We start from the raw sequence: 24,595 nt of genomic DNA, 5'->3' as shown, positions 1-24,595 counted from the left end.
GCTTACTTTTTGGTCAGACGCTGCCAGGTAGCAACCACTGTGTCCGGGTTGAGTGACACAGACTGAATACCCTCGGCCACCAGCCACTCCGCAAAGTCTTCATGGTCAGAAGGACCCTGACCACAAATACCCACGTATTTGCCCAGGCGATTACAAGTGTTGATGGCCATTTTCAGCAATACTTTCACGGCGTCATTACGCTCGTCAAAACCGTCGGCCAAAATGCCGGAGTCACGGTCCATGCCCAATGTCAGCTGTGTCAGGTCGTTAGAACCGATAGAGAAACCATCGAAATATTCCAGAAACTGTTCAGCCAGCAGGGCATTGGCCGGGATTTCGCACATCATGATCAAACGCAGACCATTTTCACCACGTTTAAGACCGTTGGCTGCCATGATTTCTGTAACGGCACGTGCTTCTTCCAGCGTACGTACGAATGGAATCATCAACTCAACGTTGGTCAGGCCAAGCTCATCACGCACTTTTTTCATGGCCTGGCATTCCATCGCAAAACACTCTTTAAAGTCTTCTGCCATATAGCGTGCCGCACCGCGGAAACCGATCATCGGGTTTTCTTCGTCTGGCTCGTAAATATCACCGCCAACCAGTTTTTTGTATTCGTTAGACTTGAAGTCTGAAGTACGTACGATCACTGGTTTTGGATAGAATGCTGCCGCAATTGTCGCGACGCCTTCGGCTACTTTATCAATGTAGAACTGTTTTGGGCTGGCATAGCCGCGTGCACGGTTTTTAATCGTAGCCTGAATCGCCGCTGGCATAGCATCCACGTTCAGGATCGCTTTCGGGTGAATACCGACCATGTTATTAATCACAAACTCCAGACGTGCCAGACCAACACCGTCATTCGGTGTTTGTGCAAAGGTAAACGCCATGTCAGGATTGCCCACGTTCATCATGATCTTGCAAGGTGGTTTTGCCAGGGCGCTGTTTGATTGCGTAGAGACTTCGAAGTCTAATGCACCATGGTAAACAAAGCCTGTTTCACCCTCTGCGCAAGAAACCGTCACCATTTCGCCGTCACGCAACAAGTCCGTCGCATTCACAGAACCCACAATCGCCGGAATACCCAATTCACGCGCAATAATCGCCGCGTGACAAGTACGGCCGCCACGGTTAGTCACCAAAGCACTGGCGCGTTTCATCACTGGTTCCCAGTTCGGGTCAGTCATGTCTGCAACCAATACGTCACCAGGTTGTACTTCGTGCATCTCAGCCGGATCCAGCACGATACGCACCGGGCCCACGCCAACTTTTTGTGTCACAGCACGGCCAGCGACCACAGGCACTGAAGAGTGTTTCTGCAGTTTGAACGTTTCCGTGACGTTTTTAGCCGCTTCTTGAGATTTCACAGTCTCAGGGCGCGCTTGTAATATGTACAGCTTGTTATCCAGACCGTTTTTACCCCACTCGATATCCATTGGACAACCGTAATGTTGCTCAATCGTCATGGCGTAGCCAGCCAACTCAAGAATGTCTGCGTCTGTCAGTGAGTAACGGTTGCTTTCTGCGGCATCCACTTCCACGGTGTGCGTAGATTTACCCGCTTGTGTGGCATCAGAAAATACCATTTTAATCAGCTTGGAGCCCATGGTGCGGCGAACGATCGCCGGTTTACCTTGAGCAAGCAAAGGCTTGTGCACATAGAACTCATCTGGGTTCACCGCACCTTGCACTACGGTTTCACCCAAGCCGTAAGACGATGTGATAAAGGCAACATCACGATGGCCAGATTCGGTATCAATCGTAAACATCACACCTGCACAGCCAATGTCTGAACGCACCATTTGTTGTACACCGGCAGACAAGGCCACGTCCGCGTGCACAAAGCCTTTGTGTACGCGGTAAGAAATCGCACGATCGTTATACAGAGAAGCAAACACTTCTTTAATGGCGTGGTTAATGTTTTCGAGGCCATGAATATTGAGAAAAGACTCTTGCTGTCCCGCAAAAGAGGCATCCGGCAAGTCTTCTGCCGTAGCCGAGGAGCGCACGGCAAAAGTCGTGCCATGGGCTGATCTTTCAATCAGTTTGGCATAGTTTTCAGCAATCGCTGTTTGCAGTGCAGGTGGAAACTCTGCTTCCATGATCCACTGGCGAATCTGTGAACCCACGCGCGCCAGTTCCTGCGTATCATCAGCATTCAATTTATCTAGCAAGTCATTGATTTTATTGTTCAATCCGCCTTGCGCCAAAAACTCACGATATGCATCAGCGGTGGTCGCAAAACCGGTAGGTACGCGCACACCTTTTGCGGTCAGTTGAGAAATCATTTCGCCCAGGGAAGCGTTTTTACCCCCTACGGACGGCACATCAGTGTTTCGTAGATTCTCAAATGGAATAACATGACTTACCATATAAAACCCTTAATTATTTTAAAACTGGTGATAATCTATCGCGGAATGCAACGGATTGAATTCGATAAATAGAGGCTGCTTGCCCAACATCGTTTGATTATAGAATGACTTTTATATCAGTCATTATGCCAAAATCATGTTTTAATGTCACGTCGCCGTGAGGGTGGCAATTCATTTTTTTTAGCATCCATATAATAATACGCCATGAATGCAGCAATTCCCGCAGCACGTACAGTCAGTGTAACGACTTATGGTCGTCTACATCTCGGTTTTTTTAATTTAAGTCAACAAACTCAACGCCAATTTGGAAGTATCGGTGTCGCTATCGATGCATTTCAAACTTCACTGAGTATTTCTGCAGGGACGCAACAGTCGGCATTTGATCCTTGGGCAGCAGCCATTCTGCAGCGCCACTTGCTTGCCAGCCAGGCGCCAATGGCGCTCAATGTCTCTATACAGCAAGCCATTCCACGCCACGGCGGCTTGGGTTCTGGCACGCAAATGGCCCTGGCTTTGGGCACAGCCGTAAATTACCTGCTGGATCAGCCAACTAGCGCCAGCGACATCGCTGCCATTCACCAACGTGGCGCTCGCTCAGGCATCGGTATCGCTACTTTTGAACATGGCGGCTTGGTGGTAGATGGCGGTCGTGGTGTACGCACAGTCGTGCCGCCGATGTTGGCGCGTCATGCTTTTCCATCTGATTGGTATTTTTTGCTTATCATTGATAATAGTCGCGCTGGCTTGCATGGTCAGGGTGAAAAGAATGCATTTAAGCAACTGGCGCCACAATCGTTAGCGGCGACCCAGTCTATACAGCAAAAATTGCTCAGCCACGGCCTGCCAGCCCTCATTGAGCAAGACTTCACCGCATTCAGCCTGTTTATGGGTGATTTGCAAACCTATAACGCAGATTATTTTGCGCCAGCGCAGGGCGGCCCTTACGCCAGCAAGGCGGTGGCTGGGATTTTGCAGGCGTTAAAGCAGCAGGGGTATACCGGTGTTGGACAAACCTCGTGGGGGCCGACCGGGTTCGTGTTGTGCCCATCACGGGCGGAGGCCGTCGCTATACAAACGCAATTACTTAAAACCCATGCTTCGCAGCCGACGCTGGGTTTTGTGGTTACGGCTGCGGTCAACCAGCCTGCGCAGATTAGTATAGAGGGATAAGATAGATGCTGTGGCAAATTAAAACTTTTTAAGTTAATTTTGAAAAGTTATGATTTTCACGGTCTACTCTTTATTTTGAACTGCGTTGGAAGTGTGTATATTGATGAAAGGTTTGATTAACGAACGGTTCCGGGGGGAATAATGAAAAAAACCAGTATTATGCATTTGTTTACAGCCGCAAAGAATGCCAGTCCATTTGATGTGAATATGGCCTTTGATGCAGGCTACGAAAAAATTATTTCTTATACCGATGTGACCTTAAACGAAATCGTAGCGCTGACACAAGATGCGATCTTCTCCCGCAGCCCTAGCGGCCTGAAACAACAAGCCTTGTTTTTTGGCGGTCGCGATATTCAAGTGGCACTGGAAATGCAAAAACAGGCGCGTAGCGCCATGTTTAAGCCTTTTGAATGCCATACGTTTTCTGACCCTTCAGGCGCATTTACTACTGCTGCAGCTATGCTGGCCAAGGTGGATTTTTATCTGCAAAAATCTGGCAGCGGCCTGGGTAAGGAAAAAGTCGCTATTTTTGGCGCCAGTGGCACGGTAGGCTCCACAGCAGCTTTAATTGCGGCTCGTCAGGGCTCTACGGTGCTTATGGTCGCGCATGCCGGGGTAGAGAGCATGCAGGCTTATGTTGATAAATTATCTTCTAGCTATGATGTCAATTTGCAGGTAGTGGATGGCAGCACTGAAGCGGCCAAAATTGCCGTCTTAAATGAGGCAACGGTTGCCTTGTGTGCTACACCGGCCGGCATTCGTGTGCTCGAAGTCGCTCAATTTGCCCACTCCAAAACACTCAAAGTTGTGGCAGATGTGAACGCTGTGCCGCCGTCAGGCATTGAAGGCGTAGATACGTTTTCTAATGGCGGCTTGATTGAAGGTACGCAAGTGGCTGGGTTTGGTGCATTGGCGATTGGTCAATTGAAATATGTGACACAGAACAAATTGCTGGAGCAAATGCTGCAAAGCGAAAGCCCGATGCATATTGATTACCACCAGGCGTATGAATATGCCTGTGCGCATGTCGAATAAGGTGATTCTTGCGGCTGGCGATGTTGTCACAGAGTGCGCGCATCTACAGCCAGATCGCGCAACAAGAGGGATTTAGTGTATTAGCGGTAGATGCGTTTGCTGATGCCGATACACGGCGAGCGGCACAACAGGTTTATCGATGGTCAGGCCTCTGCGAACAGGATGCTGACGACCACCTGGACGCGCTGTTTGAAGTATTGGATGCGTTTGCGCCAGATGCCGTATTAGTTGGTTCTGGCTTTGAGGCGAATCAAGCTGGCTATGCCGCCTTGTTTGCGCGTTATACGCTGCTTGGCAATACGCCTGAAACGGTTAGTCGCGTTAAACACCCGCCCTGGTTAAAAGCCTGTTGCGATGCACATCAAGTGCCATCGCCGCCGATTGCTGAAACCAGGCCATCGACAGGGCCGTGGCTGTATAAGCAGGCAGGGCAGTGCGGTGGCCATCATGTGCAACACTGGGAATTGGTAACCGACACCGTGGCAGATGGTTATTGGCAAGCATTCCAGCCTGGGCAAGCGGTGGGCCTGCTGTTTTTGGCACATGGCCAGACCGTCACCCTGATTGGCGTGCATGCGCTCAGGCAACATGCAGATGGCTATGCTTATGCCGGCGCCACGCGATTGCATGATGATGCGCTTTATCGCGCCGCAAGCAACCTGCTACAGACGCTAGTGCCTGCATTAGGGCTGGTTGGGATAAACAGCATCGATGCCATTTGGCATGCGCATGTCTTACATGTGATTGAGGTGAACCCCAGACTCAGTGCCAGCATGCGTTTGTATGCGGATTTGCCGTTGATACAAGCGCATATTGCCTACTGTCAGCATGAGAGGATGCCTTTGTTGTCGCCGCCAAGCGGTTATGCCAGCCATTGCATTGTGTATGCAAGGCAAGAAATAGAGGTCAGTCAGTTAACTTTTCCAGACTGGCTGGAAGATCGGCCTAGTGGCGGCACGATTGCCGCCGGGCAACCCATCTGCAGTTTGTATGCAGAAGGGGATTCAGACCAAGAAGTGCTGTTAGCTTTGCGGGATAAAAAAACACGATTAGAAACATTATGGGGGACTTATGTCTGTAACAGCATCGAATTCAACATCTATTAGCGTACAACAATATAGCGCACCACTGGTGGCTGAGCTGATTGCCAATGCACCAGCGTTGGGCTGTGCCGTGTCTACGCACGAAAGTGGCGCGACCATTGTTGATGCCGGGATTCAAGTGCCAGGCGGCCTGGAAGCTGGCCGGATTATCTCTGAGATTTGTATGGGTGGACTCGGTAGCGTGGCCTTGCGCCATGTGCCACAATTTGCCAACTGGCCTCTGAGCGTAGTGGTGACCGCTAAACAGCCGGTGATCGCCTGTTTGGGCAGCCAATATGCAGGTTGGGCCTTGTCACACGAAAAGTTCTTTTCACTCGGTAGTGGCCCGGCGCGCGCCATTGCCCAGCGTGAAGAGGTGTTTAAAGACATCAACTACAGCGACAAAGGTGAGCAAACCGTATTAGTGCTGGAAACTGATAAAGTGCCGCCAGTGCAAGTGATTGAGAAAGTCGCCAGAGACACCGGTTTGCCCGCAAATAAGCTGACCTTTATTTTAACGCCGACGCGTAGCGTGGCAGGTTCACTGCAGGTGACTGCGCGCGTGCTGGAAGTTGCTTTGCACAAGTGCCATACCTTGCACTTTGATTTAAATGCGATTGTGGATGGCTATGGTGTTGCGCCAGTGCCTGCACCTTCGCCAGATTTTATTGTGGGCATGGGCCGCACCAATGATGCAATTTTATTTGGCGGTTTTGTGCAGTTGTTTGTCAATGCGGACGACGCGGCTGCGGAACAATTAGCAACACAATTACCTTCTTCTGCCTCTAAAGACTATGGCCGCCCATTTGCCGAAGTGTTTAAAGCAGTGAATATGGACTTTTACCAGATTGATCCTATGTTGTTCTCGCCTGCTAAAGTCAGCGTGACCAATCTTAAATCCGGTAAAACATTCTTTGCCGGAAAATTTAATGAAGAGCTTTTAAATCAATCCTTTGGTGGATAAATTTAAAGCTTCACTGTAATAATTAAAACGCGGGATTACATGCATACAATGCCATGTTCCCGCGTTATTTTTTAGAAATTGTCTTATGCAAGTGATTCCCATTTTTACTGATGAAGTTGCTCAGGCCGGTGGCTGGCACGGCCAAAGTCTGGCGCAAGCTTTTGCGCGACGTGGCTGGCAAGCTTTAATGGTGTCACTCGATAGTTGCTACGTCAGCATCGTCCAGCAATCAGTACAAGTCCATATTCCCGGATTATCGCAAGCCGCTCCCATGGCTTTTGTGCGCGGTGTGGCGGCGGGGACGACACAGCAAATCATCACTCGTATGAATCTGTTGCATACCTTGCAACGCCAGGGCATGACCATTTATAACCATGCGCGAGCAATTGAAACCACGGTAGATAAAGGCCTCACCAGCCAGTTGCTGGCCGAGCAGGGCGTGGCGACGCCGGATACCTGGGTGTGCGAGCATCGTGGCGTGGCGCACGAACTGATGCAGCAGGCGCTGGATGCTGGAACAATACTGGTGATCAAGCCACTGTTTGGATCGCAAGGCAAAGGCGTGCGTTTAATTGAGCAGCGCGAACAATTTGCACTACCGCATGATCCGTTTGTGGATGGCGTCTATTATCTGCAAGAAAAAATAGACTGCGGCCCTTATCAGCATGATTACCGCGTGTTTGTTGTGCGCGGTGAGCCGATTGCCGTCATGAAGCGCCAAGGCGATAGCTGGTTGCATAACGTGGCGCGTGGTGCACGCTGCAGCGCCTGTGATGAAGTGGATGTAGCAGAGATTGGCGTTAAAGCCGCACAAGCCATTGGTATTGATTATGCCGGCGTAGATGTGATGCGCGATAAACATGGCCAATTATGGGTGATTGAGGTGAACAGTATTCCGGCCTGGCGCGGCCTGCAAAGCATCACCCAGTTTGAAGTTGCTGATGTGTTGGTGGATGACTTGCTGCAATTAGCGAATCACGCGAAAGGAAACGCATGAGTGCGCTGCAAACAGCGTATTTACAAGCCTGCCTGGCAGAGCTGGAAGCACTTAAGCCAGGCAATGTGCATGTGTTCGCGGATGGCCATGGCATGGTTGTGCAAGACTTTATCCATAGTGCAGAAGTTTCGGCGCCTGCATTGTGTGACGATCAGCTATTCGGCAGCCGCACACTAGGCCAACGCATTTTGCAGGCCTTGCAAGCCACGCATGCCAAGGTGGGTTGCAATACCAATTTAGGCATGATTCTGCTGGCTGCGCCCGTCGTGCAAGCCTGCCTGCAATATCCTGAGCAGTCACTTAAAGCGGGTTTGCAGCAAGTGTTGCAACACACCACAGTGGACGATGCTGCGCAAGTATATGCGGGCATCCGCCTGGTCAGCCCGGCAGGCATGGGGCAGCGTGACGAGCATGATGTGACACAGGTGCCACAAATTACCTTGCTAGCTGCGATGCAAATAGCAAGCACGCATGATATGGTCGCGCGCCAGTATGTAGATGGTTATGCCAATATTTTTTCGGTCGCCATGCCGCTCTACCAAGCTTGTGATCAGCGCTGGCAACGGCCCGCCTGGGCACTAACGGCTGTGTATTTGCACTGGCTATCGACTGTACCTGACAGTCACATTGCCAGAAAATACGGCGAGGCCAAGGCGGCAGAGATACAGCAGGCCGCCAGCGTACATTTTCAGGCGTTTATCGCCCAAGAAAATCCCAAGCACTACCTGCCCGAGTTGCTCAAATGGGATCAGTCACTCAAGCAGGCAGGGATTAACCCAGGCACCAGTGCCGACCTCACGGTGATGACCGCCATGCTGACATCGTTGAGCAACAGCCTTCCTGCAGCATTTGCTTAAGCACACTGTTTAGCTGAGGTATACTGTCACGCTTTAGCAGCCTATATCGTCAGGAGGGCATCATGACCGACCAGGTACTTACCGAACAGCAAATTCAACAGCACTTTTCCGAGTCTTTACCGCATTGGGTGTATGAGGACGGCTGGATCCGCCGTAAATATAAAACCAATAGCTGGAAAGGCACGCTGATGGTCGTCAACACCGTTGGTCATCTGGCCGAGGCAGCTTGGCATCATCCTGACCTCACCGTCTCTTATGCCTTTGTGATCGTCAAATTGTGCACGCATAGCGCCAAAGGCATCACCATGAAAGACATCGAGCTTGCACGCAAAATTGAAGAAGTCGTGCAATGGCAGCCACAGTTACAAGCTGGCTCGGCATTAGAGGGTACACCGCAGGATGATTTGCGCTTTAGCTACGTCAAGTACGACGCAACAAAGCCTGCCTGATAAATGATTCTGAGTTAGTTTAGCTGCAATAGTATGAGTATCAGTAGTGGTGCTGGCTTGCCGCCAGCGATCTTTTTAATGGGTCCCACGGCCAGCGGCAAAACGGCGGCTACCATTGCCTTAGCCCAGCGCTTTCCGGTCGACATTATCAGCGTCGACTCAGCGCTGGTCTATCGTGGCATGGACATCGGCACCGCCAAGCCTGATGCCGACACCTTACGTCAGGCACCCCATCACTTAATAGACCTGATTTCACCGCTAGAGCAATATTCCGCGGCACAATTTGCCAAAGATGCCCTGGCATTAATGCATACAGCAACCGCCAATGGCCGCATCCCGGTGCTGGTCGGTGGCACCATGCTGTACTTCAATGCTTTGCAGCATGGCCTGAGTGATCTACCAGAAGCCGATACCGCCATCCGCGCCCAAATTGAAGCCGAGGCGAATACATTCGGCTGGCCTGCCATACATGCGCAATTAGCCAGCATAGACCCCACCGTGGCCGCCAAGATACACACCACCGACTCCCAGCGCATTGAGCGCGCATTAGAGGTCTACCGCATCAGCGGCAAACCCATGAGCGAGTTACGCGCACAATCGCAAAAAGTCTCACTACCGTTCAGTATTCTTAAACTCGCCCTCATGCCAAGCGACCGCAGCGTCTTGCATCAACGCATAGCCGAGCGCTTTAAACTCATGCTCCAACACGGTTTTATTGATGAGGTGAAAAGGTTATTGATTGAGTATCCGCAGTTGACCGCCGATAGCCCCAGCATGCGCTGCGTTGGTTACCGCCAGGCCCTGCAACATCTGCATGGCGAGATCGATTTGCCCACCCTGGGCGAACATGGTGTCTACGCGACGCGTCAGCTCGCCAAACGCCAGCTCACCTGGCTGCGCGGCATGGACGATGTGCATGCGTTGGATTGCTTACGCACGGATTGGGTGGGTGAGGCAGTCCACCTCATTCAACACCACGCGCAGTTATAAAAAAACCGGACATGGTCCGGTTTTTTTATAACTGCATGCTCATGTGCGCTGCTATTAATAAGCGCCATCCTGACCAACAATTGTTAACCAGGCCGTTTTGGCCACAATCAACATATCCAAGCGTGGGCTCCAGTTGCGCAAATACTCCAGGTCGTAATGCACGCGTTGTTCCATTTTTTCCAGCGTGTCAGTTTCACCACGGAAGCCATTGACCTGCGCCCAGCCGGTAATACCAGGCTTCACCTTGTGACGTACCATATAGCCTTTAATCAACTTGCGGTATTCCTCGTTGTGGGCCACAGCGTGCGGACGTGGGCCAACCACGCTCATGCGGCCTTGCAGCACATTAATAAACTGCGGCAGTTCATCCAATGACGATTTGCGTAAGAAAGCACCCAAAGGCGTAATGCGCTGATCATTTCTGGTCGCTTGCGTCACCGTGCCGCCATCTTCAGTCACCGTCATCGAGCGGAATTTATAAACCAGAATCTGCTGACCATCCAGGCCGTAGCGACGCTGTTTGAAAATAATGGGGCCAGGGGAGGTGAGTTTCACCGCAGCAGCGATACCCAGTAAAATTGGCGAAATCAAAATTAGCACAAACAATGAGAACAAAACATCGGCAGTGCGCTTAATCAGACCATCAACGCCAGTAAAAGGCGTTTCACACACTGACACTACTGGAATACCGTTCACATCAGAGACGCGGCCTTGAATCAAGTCAGTGACAAAGATATCCGGCACAAAGTAGATAGAGGCTGTCGTGTCTTTCAAGTCATCCAGTAATTTTAAAATGCGGGGATGGCTGGACATTGGCAACGCAATATAAATAGTATGAATTTGATGGTCTTTGCAGTAAGCCGGAATATCTGTTAATGCGCCTAAAATTTCAAAACCGTGATCTTGTGGTGCGCGCTCCGGTGCACGATCTTCAAAGAAACCCAATACTGAAACTCGGCTGTACTCATCGGCGAGCAAGTTATTTGCCACAGCAAGGCCTTGTTCATTCAGGCCGATAATCACTGCGTTTTTAATCGGCCCTTGCAAGTTGATAAAAACAGGTGACAGTTCTTTGAGCGCGGTTAACGCTAAAATTTGCGCAATCGGCGTACCAATGAGCCAGGCATAAATGATTTCTGGTGTATACAGCGTAATGTAGCCAGTAATGCGGGCAAAAATCAGCACCATACCAGCCAGTAATATCCACTGAAAAATAACATCACGCGCCATTTTCCAAAAACCTAAACGAATCTTGGCACCACTAGGAAACGTGACTGAAAATAAAAGGATAGAGGTAAAAAAGATGGAGATAGGAATTCTATCTTCGAAATAAATGAAAATGCCCCACATAAAAAACACTAAAACGAGGGGCTCAACAATGGACTCTATGAAATAAAGCGGGCTTCTCGGCCCGGAAGATAATCCGGAGATGGTTCTGATGGGCGGTTTGATAGTTTTTTTCATAGATGACTTATTTCTACATACGTGTCGAGTTTAACCAAATTAATGCTCAACAGCAATCAGCGCGTGGCAGTCTGCAGAGAGTCGATCTGTCACAAAAGCATCTTTAAGTTAGCGTAAACTGCGGCGCTGGTTAAATAATTATGATTACATCCAGTAAAAAGTTAAATTTTGGTAGTAATAAATCCATGTTTACAGGTTAGAATGTAAATCAAACATCATATTTTTATTGCTTAAAATACATGTCATCTCGCAAGCAATCCCCAAAAATAAACATTCACCGACCTATCCGCTGTTGGCTTGCGATCACCCTCAGTGCTTTACCGTTTGGTGTGATTGCAGATGAGTACGATACTGTTCAATTTAGCGCTTCAATCAATCGCGCCTATGATGACAACTTATTTAGAGTCAAAAATAATCAAACGTCTGACCAGATTACAACTTCAACTGCAGGCGTAAAGCTTGATAAAACATACTCACTTCAACGGTTTATTGTGGATGTTTCATACGTAGACTATAAATATCAGACTAATGATTTTTTAAATTTTGAGGCGCTTAATTATGACGCTAAGTGGTTATGGTCGCTGACACCGTCACTAACGGGCACATTGTCTTCCAGTCAAAATAAAACGTTAAATGGGTTTAGCGACTTTCGGCTAGCGACACAAAACATCAGAACCATAGATGTTAATCAATTTAGAGCAGAGTATTCACCCTATAAAGTATGGGCACTTATTGCAGGCTTGACCGAAACAGCTGTAAAAAACAGTCAAACCTTTAATGCGGTTGCCGAATACAATTCTACCGCCTTCGATTATGGTGCTCGTTATAATTTCTCTTCAGGCAGTAATCTGACTTTTTTAGGGCATAAACGTAATGGTCAGTTTCAACGTGCGCTAAACCCCGGTGCTGTTTTCGATAATGGGTTTAGTGAAGATGAGTACGAGTTTGATTTTGTTTTAAAACCGACCGGTAAAAGTAAACTGAGTACCAAGATGGCATACTTGTCTCGTGAGTACGATAATTTCACTATTAGAAATTATGATGCCTGGATTGGTTACATTAAGTACGAGCTGCTTTTGACTGGTAAAATCAGAGCGAACCTAGATTTAGCTCGGACTGCAAGCCCGTTTGAGACAAATTACAGTACATATAGCCTCACTGACTCTGCCAGTTTGGGATTAAGTTATTTGTATTCGGATAAGCTCACCTTTCTATTAAACGGGAGAGTAGCTCAACGAGACTTCAAGCTAGCCGTCAAGGCCGGTGAACCAGCCAGAAGCGATGATGAACAAAGTATTTCTGCTTCTGCTTCCTGGCGGCCTATGCCAAGCATTGGCTTTACTTTGAGCTCCATCAAGTCAAAAAGAAATGCAAGCGGTGCTACCTACAACCCTTTTGATTACGATGATGTCACCACCAGTCTCATGGTTGATTTGAAAATTTGATGATACTGACTTTTATTTGAGTAATTGAATGTTGCGGATTTCTAAGTTGGTTTTCGTTCTGTTAATGCTCAATGCCTGCCATATGGGTAATGACAATTTAGAATCTAAAGTGTTAGCCGAAGTGAATGGTGATGAGATCACCGTTGATCAGTTGCAAATTGAGATGTTAAAAGTTTCACCGAATTTAGAGGGTGCTGAAGCCGCTAAGAAGATGTTGGCAAGTCTTGTTGATAGGCAGCTTTTGGTACAAGAGGCGTTAAAATTTAATTTGGAACGAGCCCCTGAGGTAATTCGGGCGATAGAGTCCTCCAAAGCTCAGATTTATGCAGAGGCGTATCTGGCAAAAAAACTGGCGAAATTAGAAGCGGTTTCTGACGATGAGGTTGAGGAGTTTGTTGCTAACCATCCAGGTATGTTTAAACAACGCAAGTTATTTAAAACCGTTGATATTGCGTTTGTGAATGATGATTTGCGACTTGATGTAAAATTAATGGAGCGTAATATCAGAACGCTTGAGTCTCTTGAAACAGAGCTTCGTATAAAAAATATTGTGTATGATAAAAGTAATAGCCAGTTTTTAACCGACAGACTGCCACTAGACATCCTGCCTAAAGTGAGTCAATTAAAACAAGGTGATTTATTGTTTGTGCATAACGATCATAATGTTGTTGTTAAATCAATCGACACTATATTAGATATGCCATCATCAAATACGATGTCAATTTCTGTTGCTAGAAAATTGTTAAGTCAGCAAAAAAAACAAGCGTTTATTAACAAAGAAATCAATCGCTTGCAGAAGTTGTCCACGATTAAAGTATTTAATGACAAAGTAGATATGCAGTTTCATTAAACTAAATTTTTAACGCTCAATTAACCTTGCGTAAAAATTGCCGTAATAAATAAATTGTTAAATTCAAATCACGAAAAGAGTTCATCGTTTATGACACAGTTTTTAAAGTATTTAGTCGTCGGACTTATGTTTACATTAAGTTCACTAGCGCATGCTGACTACACCCTGGGTGCCGGTGATTATGTCAGAGTGATTGTCTATGGTGATGCTGATTTAACACGAGAAACGCGTGTGTCAGAAGATGGTGTGCTGACAATGCCGCTGATTGGGGAGGTTAAAGTAGGCGGCCTGACAACAATAGAGAGTGAAAAGCGGATTGCGGAGCAACTCAAGCGGGGCGGCTTTATTGCAAATCCTCAAGTGTCTTTGTTAGTCCTTGAGTTTATGAGTAAAACAGTTTCAGTGCTAGGCGGAGTACTAAAACCTGGTCGTTATCCAATTACGAGACCAAGCGATATCAAGGACATGTTGGCTGAAGCAGGGGGCTTAACCTCTGAGGCTTCAGAAATTATTACCGTTGTGAGAGGTGATAAGCGCAGTGAATATGACTTAAATGAAGTGATTGAGCGTCGTAACTTAAATGATCAGGATATTCGTCTTTTGGGTGGTGAAACGATTTATGTCAGCACACGTGATGTTGCTGTCACTGGTCAAGTGTTACGCCCGGGCAAATATGGTATTCAAGGTGGTTTGCGTAAAATCAGCGATTTTGTTGCTTTGGCTGGCGGCTCTACAGAGTTAGCTGCCGAAACACTTTTTTTTACAACCCAACGTTCAGGCACAGCCGTGACTCAAGAAGTGAATATTGACGAATTGTTTAGATCACCTGCAAGCGCCCTCAATAAAGACTTGTTACCAGGTGATGTTATCTATGTGCCAAAAGCACCACAGGTTTATGTGTACGGTGAGGTTCAGCGCCCCAGCATGTATAAAATCGATAAAAATATGACAGTGATGCAGGCCATTGCTAAAGCGGGTGGCTTGACTATCCGCGGCACACAGCGCTCAGTCAAGTTGCATAGAAAGAATGCTGAAGGCATGGTTGTGAAGCAAACGCCAGATCTGACCGCTATTCTGCAAGACGAAGATGTGCTGTTTATTGAAGAAAGTTTGCTGTAATTTAAAGGGTTGACCATGAATTTTACTCAGTTAGTGCTGATCTTAAAGGCACGTTATAAAATGATTTTGCTGGTATCGGTCATCACATTGCTGACTGCAAGTGTTGTCAGTTTGTTATTTCCCAAAAGCTACAAAGCAGCAACTAGAGTTATCTTGAATTACAAAGGTGTTGATCCTGTGACGGGCATGGCCATGCCAGCGCAGTTAATGCCTGGCTACATGGCAACTCAGGTCGATATTATTCAGAGTAAAAATGTGACTTTGGATGTCATTAAAAGATTACATTTGGCTGAAGTGAAGTCGCTGCAGGAGCAGTTTGAACATGCTACAGCAGGTAAGCAGGCGGATATTAATGAATGGCTGGCGGATTTGTTGCAACAAAAGCTATCAATCTTGCCATCCAAAGAAAGTAGTGTAATCACTATTGGTTACAAAGGTGTTGATCCTGTATTTGCTGCGACGATGGCCAATGCCTTTGCCGAGTCTTACATTAATTTGAGTCTGAAACTCAAAATTGACCCTGCTATCAAGGCATCGCAATACCTTGCAGAGCAAACTAAAGTATTACGTGAAAACGTCCAAAAAGCACAAGACAGACTTGCTGAATATCAGCAAAAGCACGGGTTAACCAGTATTCAAGATTCATTTGATGTTGAAAGCTCGAAGTTAAGAGATTTGTCAACGCAGTACAGCATGGCACAGTCTCAATCTATTGATGCGAATTCTCGTCGTAATGATGCTTCAAAAAACATGAGTGACTCACCCGACGTGGCGCAAAATCCGGTGATTCAAAACATGCGTATGAGCCTGATTACTGCCGAATCCAAACTGGCCGAAATGGGGCAGAGATATAGTAAGAATCACCCTATGTACATTGCAGCCGAAGCCGAAGTCAATAAAATCAAAAGTCAGCTGAATACAGAAATTGATCGTACCGTAGTGAGTTTGGGTAATAGCGCCAATATTAACTCACAACGATTGAGCGACCTTAAGTTTCAACTTGAAAAGCAAAAGCAAAAGGTACTTGATCTTAATAGATTCAGATCAGATTTTTCTATTTTAGAAAAAGAAGTGCAGATTGCCCAAAATGCACTTGAATCAGTCAACAATCGTTTTAGCCAGACTGCATTGGAAGGTCAATCTACTCAAGGTGATATTTCAATCCTTGAAACGGCTGTACCGCCATTGGAGCCAAGCAATCCAAGTTTATTGCTCATTGCTCCATTTTCGCTGTTTATTGGTGCTTTGCTTGGTTGTTTGTTCGCCTTGCTTGCAGAGATGCTTGACCGTCGAATTCGTAGCAAAGACGACATTCTTGCATTGGCTGAAATTCCAGTATTTGAATATAGCCTCAAATCTGTCTAGTGTTGCAGCGGCCCTCTTTAGAAAACAATTTATCAGGCAAAAAGTGATTGCGTATGAATATTATTGAAACAGATAACAAAACGCCCTTGAAAACGGTTTCTTCCAGCATCGGTCACCTGTTGCTTGATATGGGCAAAATTACAGATAAAGATGCTGAGCGAATTCTTAAGTTTCAAAAAGAAAAGTCTATGCGGTTCGGTGAGGCGGCATTAGCACTTGGCTTTGTTACCATGGAGGATATTAATCAGGCCTTGTCTTATCAGTTTGATTATCCTTACATCACACCAGATAAAGCATCGTTTAATACTGGACTCATTGCCGCATTTGATCCATTTTCAAAACAGGTTGAATCGCTACGTTCATTACGGACACAGTTGATTTTGCGTTGGTTTGAGCGCGGATTTAAAACGATCGCTGTGTCATCGGCAAGAGAAGCTGATGGCGCTAGTTTGTTAGCATCCAATTTGGCAGTGGTATTCTCTCAATTAGGCGAGCGTACGTTGTTAATCGATGCAAATTTGCGCGATCCATCGCAACATAAGCTTTTTAAGCTCAATAACCACCATGGCCTCTCGGATATTCTGGTTGGTAGAGCCTCGACAGACGTTGTAGTTAGAATTCCTTCATTATTAAACTTGAGCATTTTGACTGCAGGCGCCACGCCACCAAACCCGCAAGAGTTACTCAATAAAGAGGCTTTAAACGAACTGCTGAACACTTTTGCCGAACACTACGATGCCATCATTGTTGATACATCTCCGCTCCTACAGTCATCCGATGCGCAGATTGTCGCCAAAAAAGTTGGTGGCGTTCTGATTTCAACACTACAAAACAAAACGACTCTAAAAGATACCCAAGAAGCTTACGAAGCTTGTCGTAGCTTAGGCATTGATGTTCAAATTGCGTTGAATGCTGGCTAGCATGGTTGCGTCACCAGTCATAAAGATGCCAGGGTCGACTCAAAAGCTTTATGGCTACATCGCTATATTGCTATCGATTCTGATCCTGTTTACCCCGGTGTTCCATGACTTGTTTGTGACTGTCTGGAATACCGACACTCAATCGCATGGCCCAATCGTACTGGGTATTGGTATCTGGTTTTTTTATTTTAAAACCAAGCAAATTCTAGAAAAACCACAAATATTCAAGCCTGTTCCGGCGCTTGGTTGGCCACTCATTTTAATTGGCGCCACTTTATACCTGGTTGGTTATTCGCAAAGCGTATACATCATCTCTATTCTGTCGCTGGTGTTTATACTATGCGGCCTGATATGTATCTTGTTCGGCGCTAAAATAGCGCTTAAATATTGGTTTGCCTTGTTCTTTTTCATCTTTTTGATTCCTTGGCCAGCGTCTGTCATTGATACGCTGACACAGCCAATGAAAATTGCCGTCTCCTTTGCAGCCGACCACTTGTTATACGCATTGGATTACCCAATCGCTCGGTCAGGCGTAATCCTGCAAATTGGACAATATAAATTACTGGTGGCTGATGCCTGTGCTGGGTTGAACTCTCTATTTACACTAGAAGCCATTGGCTTGTTATATATCAATGTCATTAATCACCAGGCCTTCTGGCGTAATGTGTTACTAGCAGTGCTGATTGTGCCAGTTTCTTTTATTTCTAATGTGCTGAGAGTGTGCACGCTGGCATTGATTACTTACCATATGGGTGATGAAGCAGGGCAGGGTTTCTTACATAATTTCTCGGGGATGGTGCTTTTTCTGACAGCACTCATTTTGATTATCGTCATTGACTCAGTGATTCAAAAAGTTGCCGAAAAATTTAATATTAAAAGCTTACTCAGCCAAGATTAGTGTCCATGATGAAAGACTTATACCTCAAACTGCCTCACGTGAAACTCTCTACCGGCTTACAGCTGTTACTCGTGAGCATTATGTTTTTGGGGTTGGCGACAGCACTTAAGCCACGGGCACACTATGCTAAAAATGAGAGTAACTTCGAGCAAACCATCCCGCGTGTGATCAATGGGTGGGTAGAAGTGCAGCAATCAACTCCACAAGTCAGCATGGTGAGTGATGAAAAAAGTCTGGTTAATCAGTTATACGACGATACTTTAATGCGTACATACGCTGACGCTGAGGGCCATCAAGTCATGGTTGCGCTGGCTTACGCGAGAGAGCAGCGGCAAGATGTGAAAATGCACCAGCCTGATATTTGCTATCCAGCCCAAGGCTATCAGCTACAAAAAACGCAAACTGTCACTTTTGAGACACTAAACAGCACAGCACCTGTGATAGGTAAACGTCAGTTGTATTATGGCCAGAATCATCTTGAAGCGGTCAGCTACTGGATTCGTGTCGGTGACCGCACCATGACCTCAGGCGTGCAAATGCGTTTAAAAATTATTGAAGATGGCCTGCTCAAAGGACGCTTAGACGACGGTATATTAGTGCGCGTATCAACCGTGATTCCAGACGAGTCCAAAGCCAAAGACGCTTATGAGTTACATGAAAAGTTTCTTTCAGAGTTTGCCAGCGTGGTAGAAGTCAATGCGCCAGGTCTACTCTTACCAAATTAGATACAAGACTGGTACTCAATGTCTGCTGTTTCAAACGCTAAATGGGTTGCAGTTTCCCAGATAGCTAGAATTACTTCGCAACTTGCTAATATATTTGTATTAGCAAGAATACTGCCACCCAGTGACTATGGCCTGATGGCAATGGCCACCGTTGTGACTAACCTGGCACTCTTAATAAGGGATCAGGGAACATCTGCGGCTATCATTCAAAAAGAAGAACTAACACATCACACAGTCAACACTGTGTTTTGGTTTAACTTGATCGTCGGAATAACGATCGCCTTAGGGATTGCAGTCGGTTCGCCACTCATCGCAGATTACTTCAAGCATGATGAGCTGATAACTATTCTAGTGATCCTCGCACTAATATTTCCGATTTCAAGTTCATCAATATCGCACCAGGCGTTGCTTGAAAGAGAGTCCAAGTTTAAAAAACTTGCTTTTATTGAGGTAATCTCTTCCTTAATAGCCATGATTGTTGCAGTCATTGCAGCACTCTACGGCGCAGGTGTTTACAGCTTGGTGCTACAGGCCATATTGATGGCATTACTCTCCTCAATACAGCTATGGCTAGTATCTAATTGGAGGCCCAAAGGGAAGCCAAGTTGGGACGAGCTGAAATCACTGTTACCGTTTACAGGGCATATGACAGCATTTCAACTGATTACTTATTTTTTTAGAAATGCTGACAGCATGGTCATCGGGCGTGTACTTGGCGCAGCATCGCTGGGTATCTACTCAATGGCCTATAAAGTCATGCTGCTACCAGTACAAAATATCACTTGGGCCTCATCGCGTGCGCTGTTTCCCGTGATGAGTCGCCAACAAAATGCGCTCGACGAAATGGGCAAGCTTTACCTCAAAACCATAGGATTTATAGCGTTTTTAACTGCGCCTCTTATGGCTGGTATTTTTGCATTACGAGAGCCATTTGTAGAAATCGCTTTCGGTCATCAATGGATACAAGTAGCAAGTGTATTGGCATGGCTTACGCCCGTCGGGTTCATGCAATCCATCTCTAGCACCACAGGTACCGTCTTTATGGCCCAAGGAAAAACCCGTCAACTCATGTGGCTTTCACTTGCAAGTGCCTTGGTGCATGTTGTGGCTTACTACATAGGCGCGGCAAAAGGCGTAAATAGCGTGGCAGAGTGGTATTTTTATGCCAGCGTGTTAACCGGTATCCCTTTACTCGTTTGTGCTGGACAACTGGTGAGATGCACCCCACTTGATTTATTAAAGTCCGTTTGGAAACCAGCACTAGTGGCATTGATTATGTGCGTGTCAACGCGTTATAGCTTTATAAAGATGAATAGCACTCTAGATTTATTGACAAGCTTTATGCTGGCGACTTTGTTTGGCGTAATCGTCTATTTGCTAGTTTCTTACTTATTGTTTCCGGCATTGATTAAGACTTATTTGGGTAAAGTTTTTAGTAGAAAGAATTGAATCGACCATGAGAATTTCTGTTTACATTCCAACCAAAAATAGAAGACAGGCATTAGAAAAAGCGGTTGATTCAGTACTCAACCAAACACATCAGGATGTTGAGGTGATTGTCGTTAGCGATGGCTCAACCGATGATACCGAAGAATATCTAAAGCAAAAATCAACGGTTGATCCGCGCTTGAAATTTTTCATCAAACCCCAGTCTGAAGGTGCGCCTGCCGCGCGAAATTTGGCTATTAAGAGTGCCACCGGTGAATTCATCACTGGGTTGGACGACGACGACGAGTTTTTGCCGAATCGACTTGCATTAATGCTGGACTATTGGCAACTTTTAGAGACACATTCTATTCACCCATCATGTATTTACACGCCTGATTTAATTTATAGAGATGGCAAACAAGTTGCGCAATCGAAGAAATTGGGCAACGTAAGTTATGATCAACTATTTGAGTTTAATCATTTAGGAAATCAGATTTTTGCGCCTAAGAGCACTTTTATTGAGGCTGGGTTGTTCGATGAAGCTATGCCGGCTTGGCAAGATATGGAATTCTTTTTTCGAGTTTTAAAAAAATTCGGCAGAGCATCTCTGCTCGATATTCCAACACAGATTATGGATGATACACCGAGAGGCGACCGAATCTCTATTAAATCTAGAGTACGTCTACAGCAAGCATATAGTCGTTTTGTGAGTAAGCATTGTCAGGATTCAAAGCGAAATGCTCAACAATTATTTTTGCAAATGTTCTCTCGTTATTATAATAACAGGCCAAGTTTTTCAGATTGGCTAAAGTTTATTAAGTTTGGTTTTTGGCCCAAAGGAATTATTCAACTTCTAATCTCTACATTTCGAAGATAAGATTTTAATTTTCTGTTTAAATCATGTAATTTTGAAAAAACTTTAGACAATCAAATATATTTATGGCAATACCTGACAATAATAATAATGTATTTAAAAATGGATTTTACAGACCCGAAATTGACGGGTTAAGAGCTATTGCAATATTGTTTGTTGTAGTTTTTCACGCGTTCCCTCAGAAATTTACTGGAGGCTTTATTGGAGTAGATGTTTTTTTCGTTATTTCTGGTTATCTTATTTCAAGCATTATTTTCAAAGAAATAGCCGCTGGAAAATTTTCAATACTAGCTTTCTACAAAAAACGTATTAATCGAATTTATCCGGCATTAATTTTTGTCTTATTGGTTAGTATTTTAATTTCTAAAGCAGTTTTGTTTAAGGCAGAAATTGCAGACTTCAATTTGTCAGTATTTTTTTCAACTATCTTTTTGGCTAATATATATTTTTTAAATACCCTTAATTATTTCGACAACAGCGCAGAAAATCATCCTTTATTACATTTATGGTCGTTAGGTGTAGAGGAGCAGTTTTACATTTTCTGGCCATTATTATTAATTCTAATTGCTCCCAAAAGCTTTTATTTCTCTCTAAAGACGATCTCATTTTTTTTAGTCACGTCTTTTTTATTAAATCTATTTTTTGTATCTACATACCAATCAAATGTTTTCTATATGCCATTCACTAGGCTTTGGGAGTTAGGTTTCGGATCTTTGTGTGCATTATTTTTAAATAATCTTGGGGGGCAAATAACAGGACGAACTAGCACTCCTTTTTACAGCAATCTCATGACACTCTTAGGTGTTACTGTTATTTTTTGTAGTGGTATGTTTATCAAGTCAACTGATTCTTTTCCTGGCTGGCTGGCTATTTTTCCAGTTTTAGGATCCGGACTTATTATTTTATATAGTGGTAGCAATAACATCGGTAAGTGGCTACTAGGAAATAAATTTTTAGTTTTCATAGGGCTAATCAGTTACCCACTTTATTTATGGCATTGGCCTATACTCGCATTTGGTCATATTCATTATGGCTATCTTATGGACAAAAATATAAAATTAGGTCTGATTTTTGTAAGTATCATTTTAGCGATCACCACCTATTATTGTGTTGAAAATCCTTTGCGATACAAAGTTGTAAATACTAAGAAATCCTTAATTCTCTTTTTTGCATTGTTTCTTCTAGGCGTTTATTCAGCTTTCTCATACTTTCAATTACAAAAGAGTAGTAAAACAATTAGTGATATATTCGTATCAAATCATAAGAACTATGTCACATTGAACGAATGGACAGTCAAAAATAGGACACATTGCGGCTTTATTGACTACAAAGGTGTTCTCGTTGATGAAATTAAAGAAGAATGTGTTGAAAAGAATAAAAAGGTAGGGATATTGCTTTGGGGTGACTCTCACGCATTTCAACTTTATTATGGACTGCATAAAAGTTTTGGAGATAAATACCAGCTGAATCAGTTAACTTCATCTGGTTGCCGGCCATTCTTAGAAAATGGTGGGAACCTTGAAACTCTAAATTGCAAACTGTCAAATTTGAAAGCTTTGAATCATATTAAAATCCTTAAACCAGAAATGGTAATTATTGCTCAAAAGGATTTACATGATCAGACAGATTGGAATTTAATTGCAAATTGGCTTCAAAATATCGGTGTGCGAAAAGTTGTCCTTATTGGCCCTGCTCCTCAGTGGCATCAATACCTTTATCGATACCTAGCGAAGCAATACCCGGATATAAAATCTATTCCAAAGTATCTTAATAAACAAGTTTTGAATAGTGACTTGATAAAAGTTGATGAAGATTTAAAACATAAATATTCGAAACAAACAAATATTCATTACATTTCATTAATTGATATTTTATGTGATGAATTATTGGGGTGTATGACTTTTATTGATGACGGAGCTGGTGAAGAGCTAACAACTTTTGATTATGGGCATTTAGGTTTAAAAGCCTCTGTTTTTGTTAGTGATGCTATTTTCAATAGTCTCTGAACTTACGATTTTGTTTGAAGACACGTTTATTCTGGCTTTCAATCTCAGCACATTGAAGCATTTTTTGAGGTATCGTTTTTTATAAACTCCTTGCGACTAGGTAGTTTAATAAAAGAAGCATTATCTTTAACATACTTAATTTTATTCAGGTCAAAACGTGCCCAACATTAATGTTATTAAACCTAAAATCATTTTTTTATTGCTGGCTTCATTTTCTGCAATTTTTTTTGGTTTAGTGTCTCTGTTCATCACTCAGCTAGTTGGAGATCAATATCTATACCTACTGAGCTTGCCGTTGGCTATTCTAATTGGTTTGATTTTTACATTTGATAGATACTTCTTTTTTTTACTTGTAATCATTACTAGATCATCATTAGATGTAGTGTTTAACTCCATTAAGCTTGGCAATTTTGGTATTGGTGGCGTTCTGAATGCGCTGGTTATATTTATTGCAATTTTAACCATCTTTGAGAAATCAAACGGTAACTTACCTGATGTTAAGGGTATTATGAAAGCATGGATAATATTTCTCACATTATCCTTAATATCTTTAATATATTCACCAGCCCTTACTCAAAGCATAAAAGTTTTCCTAATATATGTCTCTTATGCCTCTATGTTTTTACTCGGCTTGAGACTTGTCAAAACTCAGCATGATTTTGATAGATGGATTACAGCAGTTGCTTTATCGTCAGTTATTCCAGTCACATACGGTCTTCTGTGTATGATTTTTGGGGGACGTGGGTACGGAATGTATCTGGGAGAGGGCTTTCGCATGCGTAGTACTTTCCCCCATCCCAACCCTTTTGCACCATACTTAGTATTAATTATTACAGTGTGCTTTTATATCTACAAATCAAAAATAACTTACATCGGTAAAGGGCTAAGTCGATTAATACCTATATATATACTCTTGCTTTTGGGTATGCTTATTTTGACAAAAACGCGATCGGGTTGGGTCACTTGTTATTTATTCTTCTTTCTTTATGCTTTCTTGCATGACAGAAAGTATCTTCTGCTAATAATTGTAGCTCCTTTCCTTGCATTACTAATACCAGATGTTCAAGACCGCATCCTCGATCTAACGAAAGATAATAGTCTAGCCGCAAGTGGCTATGGACATTTGAATTCTTATGCATGGAGGCTGAAAATTTGGTCTGACAGTATTGGTTGGATGTCATCCTCCCACTACCTCACAGGATATGGGTTGTACAGCTTTACCCATTTTTCTACTAGCTTCGGAATGGCGAATGCATTCCAGATGCAAGACTTTGAAATCAACGCACATAACATTTATGTCCAGTTATTTTTCGAACTTGGTATTTTAGGCTTTCTTTCTTTCTTGTATTTGATATTCCAAGTTTTTAAAAAACTTTCGAGTCTCTATAAACTTAATAAATTCTTGATATTTACTGTAACAATTATCTTGCTTCAATTTGTTTTCATGGGATATGCAGATAACTTACTCGACTATTTGGTGTTTGACTGGTATCTCTGGTTTACGTTAGGTTTAGCGATATCTGCTGTCGGACTGAATGCTGAAAGAAAACAGTTCGATAATATACAAAAAATTAAATCTTAA

The 24,595-nt window shown here is 44.4% G+C and carries 21 protein-coding genes; 19 read left to right on the top strand and 2 right to left on the bottom strand.

Features of this window, described 5'->3' with window-relative positions:
- Nucleotides 1-2 precede the first annotated feature (2 nt).
- On the bottom strand, nt 3-2,375 hold the full coding sequence (ppsA, locus tag E6Q52_RS05420) for a phosphoenolpyruvate synthase (protein WP_292819439.1): 2,373 nt from the start codon (nt 2,373-2,375) through the stop codon (nt 3-5).
- Nucleotides 2,376-2,579: 204 nt separating this feature from the next.
- Here ppsA and E6Q52_RS05415 point away from each other — a divergent pair, with 204 nt between their 5' ends.
- From E6Q52_RS05415 to miaA, 8 genes are all read left to right on the top strand, one after another.
- Nucleotides 2,580-3,545: a hypothetical protein gene (locus E6Q52_RS05415; RefSeq protein ID WP_292819437.1), complete on the top strand. Its 966-nt coding sequence runs from the start codon at nt 2,580-2,582 to the stop codon at nt 3,543-3,545.
- Between the two features lie 141 nt (nt 3,546-3,686).
- Nucleotides 3,687-4,580 (top strand): NAD(P)-dependent methylenetetrahydromethanopterin dehydrogenase, encoded by an 894-nt coding sequence (locus E6Q52_RS05410; RefSeq protein WP_292819435.1) that lies wholly within the window; start codon nt 3,687-3,689, stop codon nt 4,578-4,580.
- 20 nt (nt 4,581-4,600) lie between these two features.
- Nucleotides 4,601-5,686 (top strand): ATP-grasp domain-containing protein, encoded by a 1,086-nt coding sequence (locus E6Q52_RS05405; protein WP_292819433.1) that lies wholly within the window; start codon nt 4,601-4,603, stop codon nt 5,684-5,686.
- Nucleotides 5,652-6,626, top strand: a complete 975-nt coding sequence (gene mch, locus E6Q52_RS05400; protein WP_292819431.1) for a methenyltetrahydromethanopterin cyclohydrolase — start codon at nt 5,652-5,654, stop codon at nt 6,624-6,626. The genes E6Q52_RS05405 and mch overlap by 35 nt, the downstream gene beginning before the upstream one ends.
- Before the next feature lie 85 nt (nt 6,627-6,711).
- Entirely contained in the window at nt 6,712-7,623 is a 912-nt protein-coding gene (locus E6Q52_RS05395) for a RimK family alpha-L-glutamate ligase (RefSeq protein ID WP_292819429.1), read from the top strand.
- A complete protein-coding gene (locus E6Q52_RS05390; RefSeq protein ID WP_292819427.1) occupies nt 7,620-8,480 on the top strand; it encodes a triphosphoribosyl-dephospho-CoA synthase in 861 nt (286 codons plus the stop codon). The genes E6Q52_RS05395 and E6Q52_RS05390 overlap by 4 nt, the downstream gene beginning before the upstream one ends.
- A gap of 62 nt (nt 8,481-8,542) precedes the next feature.
- Nucleotides 8,543-8,929: a 4a-hydroxytetrahydrobiopterin dehydratase gene (locus E6Q52_RS05385; protein ID WP_292819424.1), complete on the top strand. Its 387-nt coding sequence runs from the start codon at nt 8,543-8,545 to the stop codon at nt 8,927-8,929.
- A gap of 33 nt (nt 8,930-8,962) precedes the next feature.
- The gene (gene miaA / locus E6Q52_RS05380; RefSeq protein WP_292819420.1) at nt 8,963-9,919 is read left to right on the top strand and encodes a tRNA (adenosine(37)-N6)-dimethylallyltransferase MiaA; all 957 of its coding nucleotides are present in this window, start codon (nt 8,963-8,965) and stop codon (nt 9,917-9,919) included.
- A 54-nt stretch (nt 9,920-9,973) separates the two neighbouring features.
- Here miaA and E6Q52_RS05375 read toward each other — a convergent pair whose 3' ends face one another.
- Nucleotides 9,974-11,269 (bottom strand): undecaprenyl-phosphate glucose phosphotransferase, encoded by a 1,296-nt coding sequence (locus E6Q52_RS05375; RefSeq protein ID WP_292819417.1) that lies wholly within the window; start codon nt 11,267-11,269, stop codon nt 9,974-9,976.
- A gap of 353 nt (nt 11,270-11,622) precedes the next feature.
- On the opposite strand from E6Q52_RS05375, the gene epsL reads away from it, so the two are divergent.
- The 11 genes from epsL to E6Q52_RS05320 all read left to right on the top strand — a co-directional run bounded on the left by epsL (nt 11,623) and on the right by E6Q52_RS05320 (nt 24,595).
- Complete coding sequence (gene epsL, locus E6Q52_RS05370) at nt 11,623-12,828, top strand: XrtB/PEP-CTERM-associated polysaccharide biosynthesis outer membrane protein EpsL (protein ID WP_292819414.1); 1,206 nt, start codon at nt 11,623-11,625, stop codon at nt 12,826-12,828.
- Nucleotides 12,829-12,856: 28 nt separating this feature from the next.
- Nucleotides 12,857-13,678, top strand: a complete 822-nt coding sequence (locus tag E6Q52_RS05365) for an EpsD family peptidyl-prolyl cis-trans isomerase (RefSeq protein ID WP_292819411.1) — start codon at nt 12,857-12,859, stop codon at nt 13,676-13,678.
- A gap of 90 nt (nt 13,679-13,768) precedes the next feature.
- Complete coding sequence (locus tag E6Q52_RS05360) at nt 13,769-14,797, top strand: SLBB domain-containing protein (protein WP_292819408.1); 1,029 nt, start codon at nt 13,769-13,771, stop codon at nt 14,795-14,797.
- A gap of 15 nt (nt 14,798-14,812) precedes the next feature.
- Entirely contained in the window at nt 14,813-16,162 is a 1,350-nt protein-coding gene (gene epsF, locus E6Q52_RS05355; protein ID WP_292819405.1) for a chain length determinant protein EpsF, read from the top strand.
- Between the two features lie 53 nt (nt 16,163-16,215).
- Complete coding sequence (gene epsG, locus E6Q52_RS05350) at nt 16,216-17,082, top strand: chain length determinant protein tyrosine kinase EpsG (protein ID WP_292819402.1); 867 nt, start codon at nt 16,216-16,218, stop codon at nt 17,080-17,082.
- Nucleotides 17,083-17,107: 25 nt separating this feature from the next.
- Nucleotides 17,108-17,980, top strand: a complete 873-nt coding sequence (gene xrtB / locus E6Q52_RS05345; RefSeq protein WP_292819399.1) for an exosortase B — start codon at nt 17,108-17,110, stop codon at nt 17,978-17,980.
- Between the two features lie 5 nt (nt 17,981-17,985).
- Nucleotides 17,986-18,705: an exosortase C-terminal domain/associated protein EpsI gene (locus E6Q52_RS05340; RefSeq protein ID WP_292819396.1), complete on the top strand. Its 720-nt coding sequence runs from the start codon at nt 17,986-17,988 to the stop codon at nt 18,703-18,705.
- 18 nt (nt 18,706-18,723) lie between these two features.
- Nucleotides 18,724-20,154, top strand: coding sequence for an MOP flippase family protein (locus E6Q52_RS05335; protein ID WP_292819393.1), 1,431 nt, complete (start codon nt 18,724-18,726; stop codon nt 20,152-20,154).
- 7 nt (nt 20,155-20,161) lie between these two features.
- Nucleotides 20,162-21,010, top strand: a complete 849-nt coding sequence (locus E6Q52_RS05330; protein WP_292819390.1) for a glycosyltransferase — start codon at nt 20,162-20,164, stop codon at nt 21,008-21,010.
- A 62-nt stretch (nt 21,011-21,072) separates the two neighbouring features.
- Nucleotides 21,073-23,013 (top strand): acyltransferase family protein, encoded by a 1,941-nt coding sequence (locus tag E6Q52_RS05325; RefSeq protein WP_292819387.1) that lies wholly within the window; start codon nt 21,073-21,075, stop codon nt 23,011-23,013.
- A 157-nt stretch (nt 23,014-23,170) separates the two neighbouring features.
- Complete coding sequence (locus E6Q52_RS05320; protein ID WP_292819384.1) at nt 23,171-24,595, top strand: O-antigen ligase family protein; 1,425 nt, start codon at nt 23,171-23,173, stop codon at nt 24,593-24,595.

Origin of the sequence: Methylophilus sp. (assembly GCF_008015755.1) — a bacterium.
GTDB lineage: Bacteria > Pseudomonadota > Gammaproteobacteria > Burkholderiales > Methylophilaceae > Methylophilus.
This window is presented reverse-complemented; position numbering and strand designations above follow the sequence as displayed.

Bases quoted from the DNA above. Each gene is read 5' to 3' on its own strand.
- epsL (WP_292819414.1), top strand. From the start codon at position 11,623: ATGTCATCTCGCAAGCAATCCCCAAAAATAAACATTCACCGACCTATC.
- E6Q52_RS05410 (WP_292819435.1), top strand. From the start codon at position 3,687: ATGAAAAAAACCAGTATTATGCATTTGTTTACAGCCGCAAAGAATGCC.
- E6Q52_RS05335 (WP_292819393.1), top strand. From the start codon at position 18,724: ATGTCTGCTGTTTCAAACGCTAAATGGGTTGCAGTTTCCCAGATAGCT.
- E6Q52_RS05365 (WP_292819411.1), top strand. From the start codon at position 12,857: ATGTTGCGGATTTCTAAGTTGGTTTTCGTTCTGTTAATGCTCAATGCC.
- E6Q52_RS05395 (WP_292819429.1), top strand. From the start codon at position 6,712: ATGCAAGTGATTCCCATTTTTACTGATGAAGTTGCTCAGGCCGGTGGC.
- ppsA (WP_292819439.1), bottom strand. From the start codon at position 2,375: ATGGTAAGTCATGTTATTCCATTTGAGAATCTACGAAACACTGATGTG.
- E6Q52_RS05340 (WP_292819396.1), top strand. From the start codon at position 17,986: ATGATGAAAGACTTATACCTCAAACTGCCTCACGTGAAACTCTCTACC.
- mch (WP_292819431.1), top strand. From the start codon at position 5,652: ATGTCTGTAACAGCATCGAATTCAACATCTATTAGCGTACAACAATAT.
- E6Q52_RS05405 (WP_292819433.1), top strand. From the start codon at position 4,601: ATGTTGTCACAGAGTGCGCGCATCTACAGCCAGATCGCGCAACAAGAG.
- epsF (WP_292819405.1), top strand. From the start codon at position 14,813: ATGAATTTTACTCAGTTAGTGCTGATCTTAAAGGCACGTTATAAAATG.
- epsG (WP_292819402.1), top strand. From the start codon at position 16,216: ATGAATATTATTGAAACAGATAACAAAACGCCCTTGAAAACGGTTTCT.
- E6Q52_RS05390 (WP_292819427.1), top strand. From the start codon at position 7,620: ATGAGTGCGCTGCAAACAGCGTATTTACAAGCCTGCCTGGCAGAGCTG.
- E6Q52_RS05415 (WP_292819437.1), top strand. From the start codon at position 2,580: ATGAATGCAGCAATTCCCGCAGCACGTACAGTCAGTGTAACGACTTAT.
- miaA (WP_292819420.1), top strand. From the start codon at position 8,963: ATGAGTATCAGTAGTGGTGCTGGCTTGCCGCCAGCGATCTTTTTAATG.
- xrtB (WP_292819399.1), top strand. From the start codon at position 17,108: ATGCCAGGGTCGACTCAAAAGCTTTATGGCTACATCGCTATATTGCTA.
- E6Q52_RS05375 (WP_292819417.1), bottom strand. From the start codon at position 11,269: ATGTGGGGCATTTTCATTTATTTCGAAGATAGAATTCCTATCTCCATC.
- E6Q52_RS05325 (WP_292819387.1), top strand. From the start codon at position 21,073: ATGGCAATACCTGACAATAATAATAATGTATTTAAAAATGGATTTTAC.
- E6Q52_RS05330 (WP_292819390.1), top strand. From the start codon at position 20,162: ATGAGAATTTCTGTTTACATTCCAACCAAAAATAGAAGACAGGCATTA.
- E6Q52_RS05360 (WP_292819408.1), top strand. From the start codon at position 13,769: ATGACACAGTTTTTAAAGTATTTAGTCGTCGGACTTATGTTTACATTA.
- E6Q52_RS05385 (WP_292819424.1), top strand. From the start codon at position 8,543: ATGACCGACCAGGTACTTACCGAACAGCAAATTCAACAGCACTTTTCC.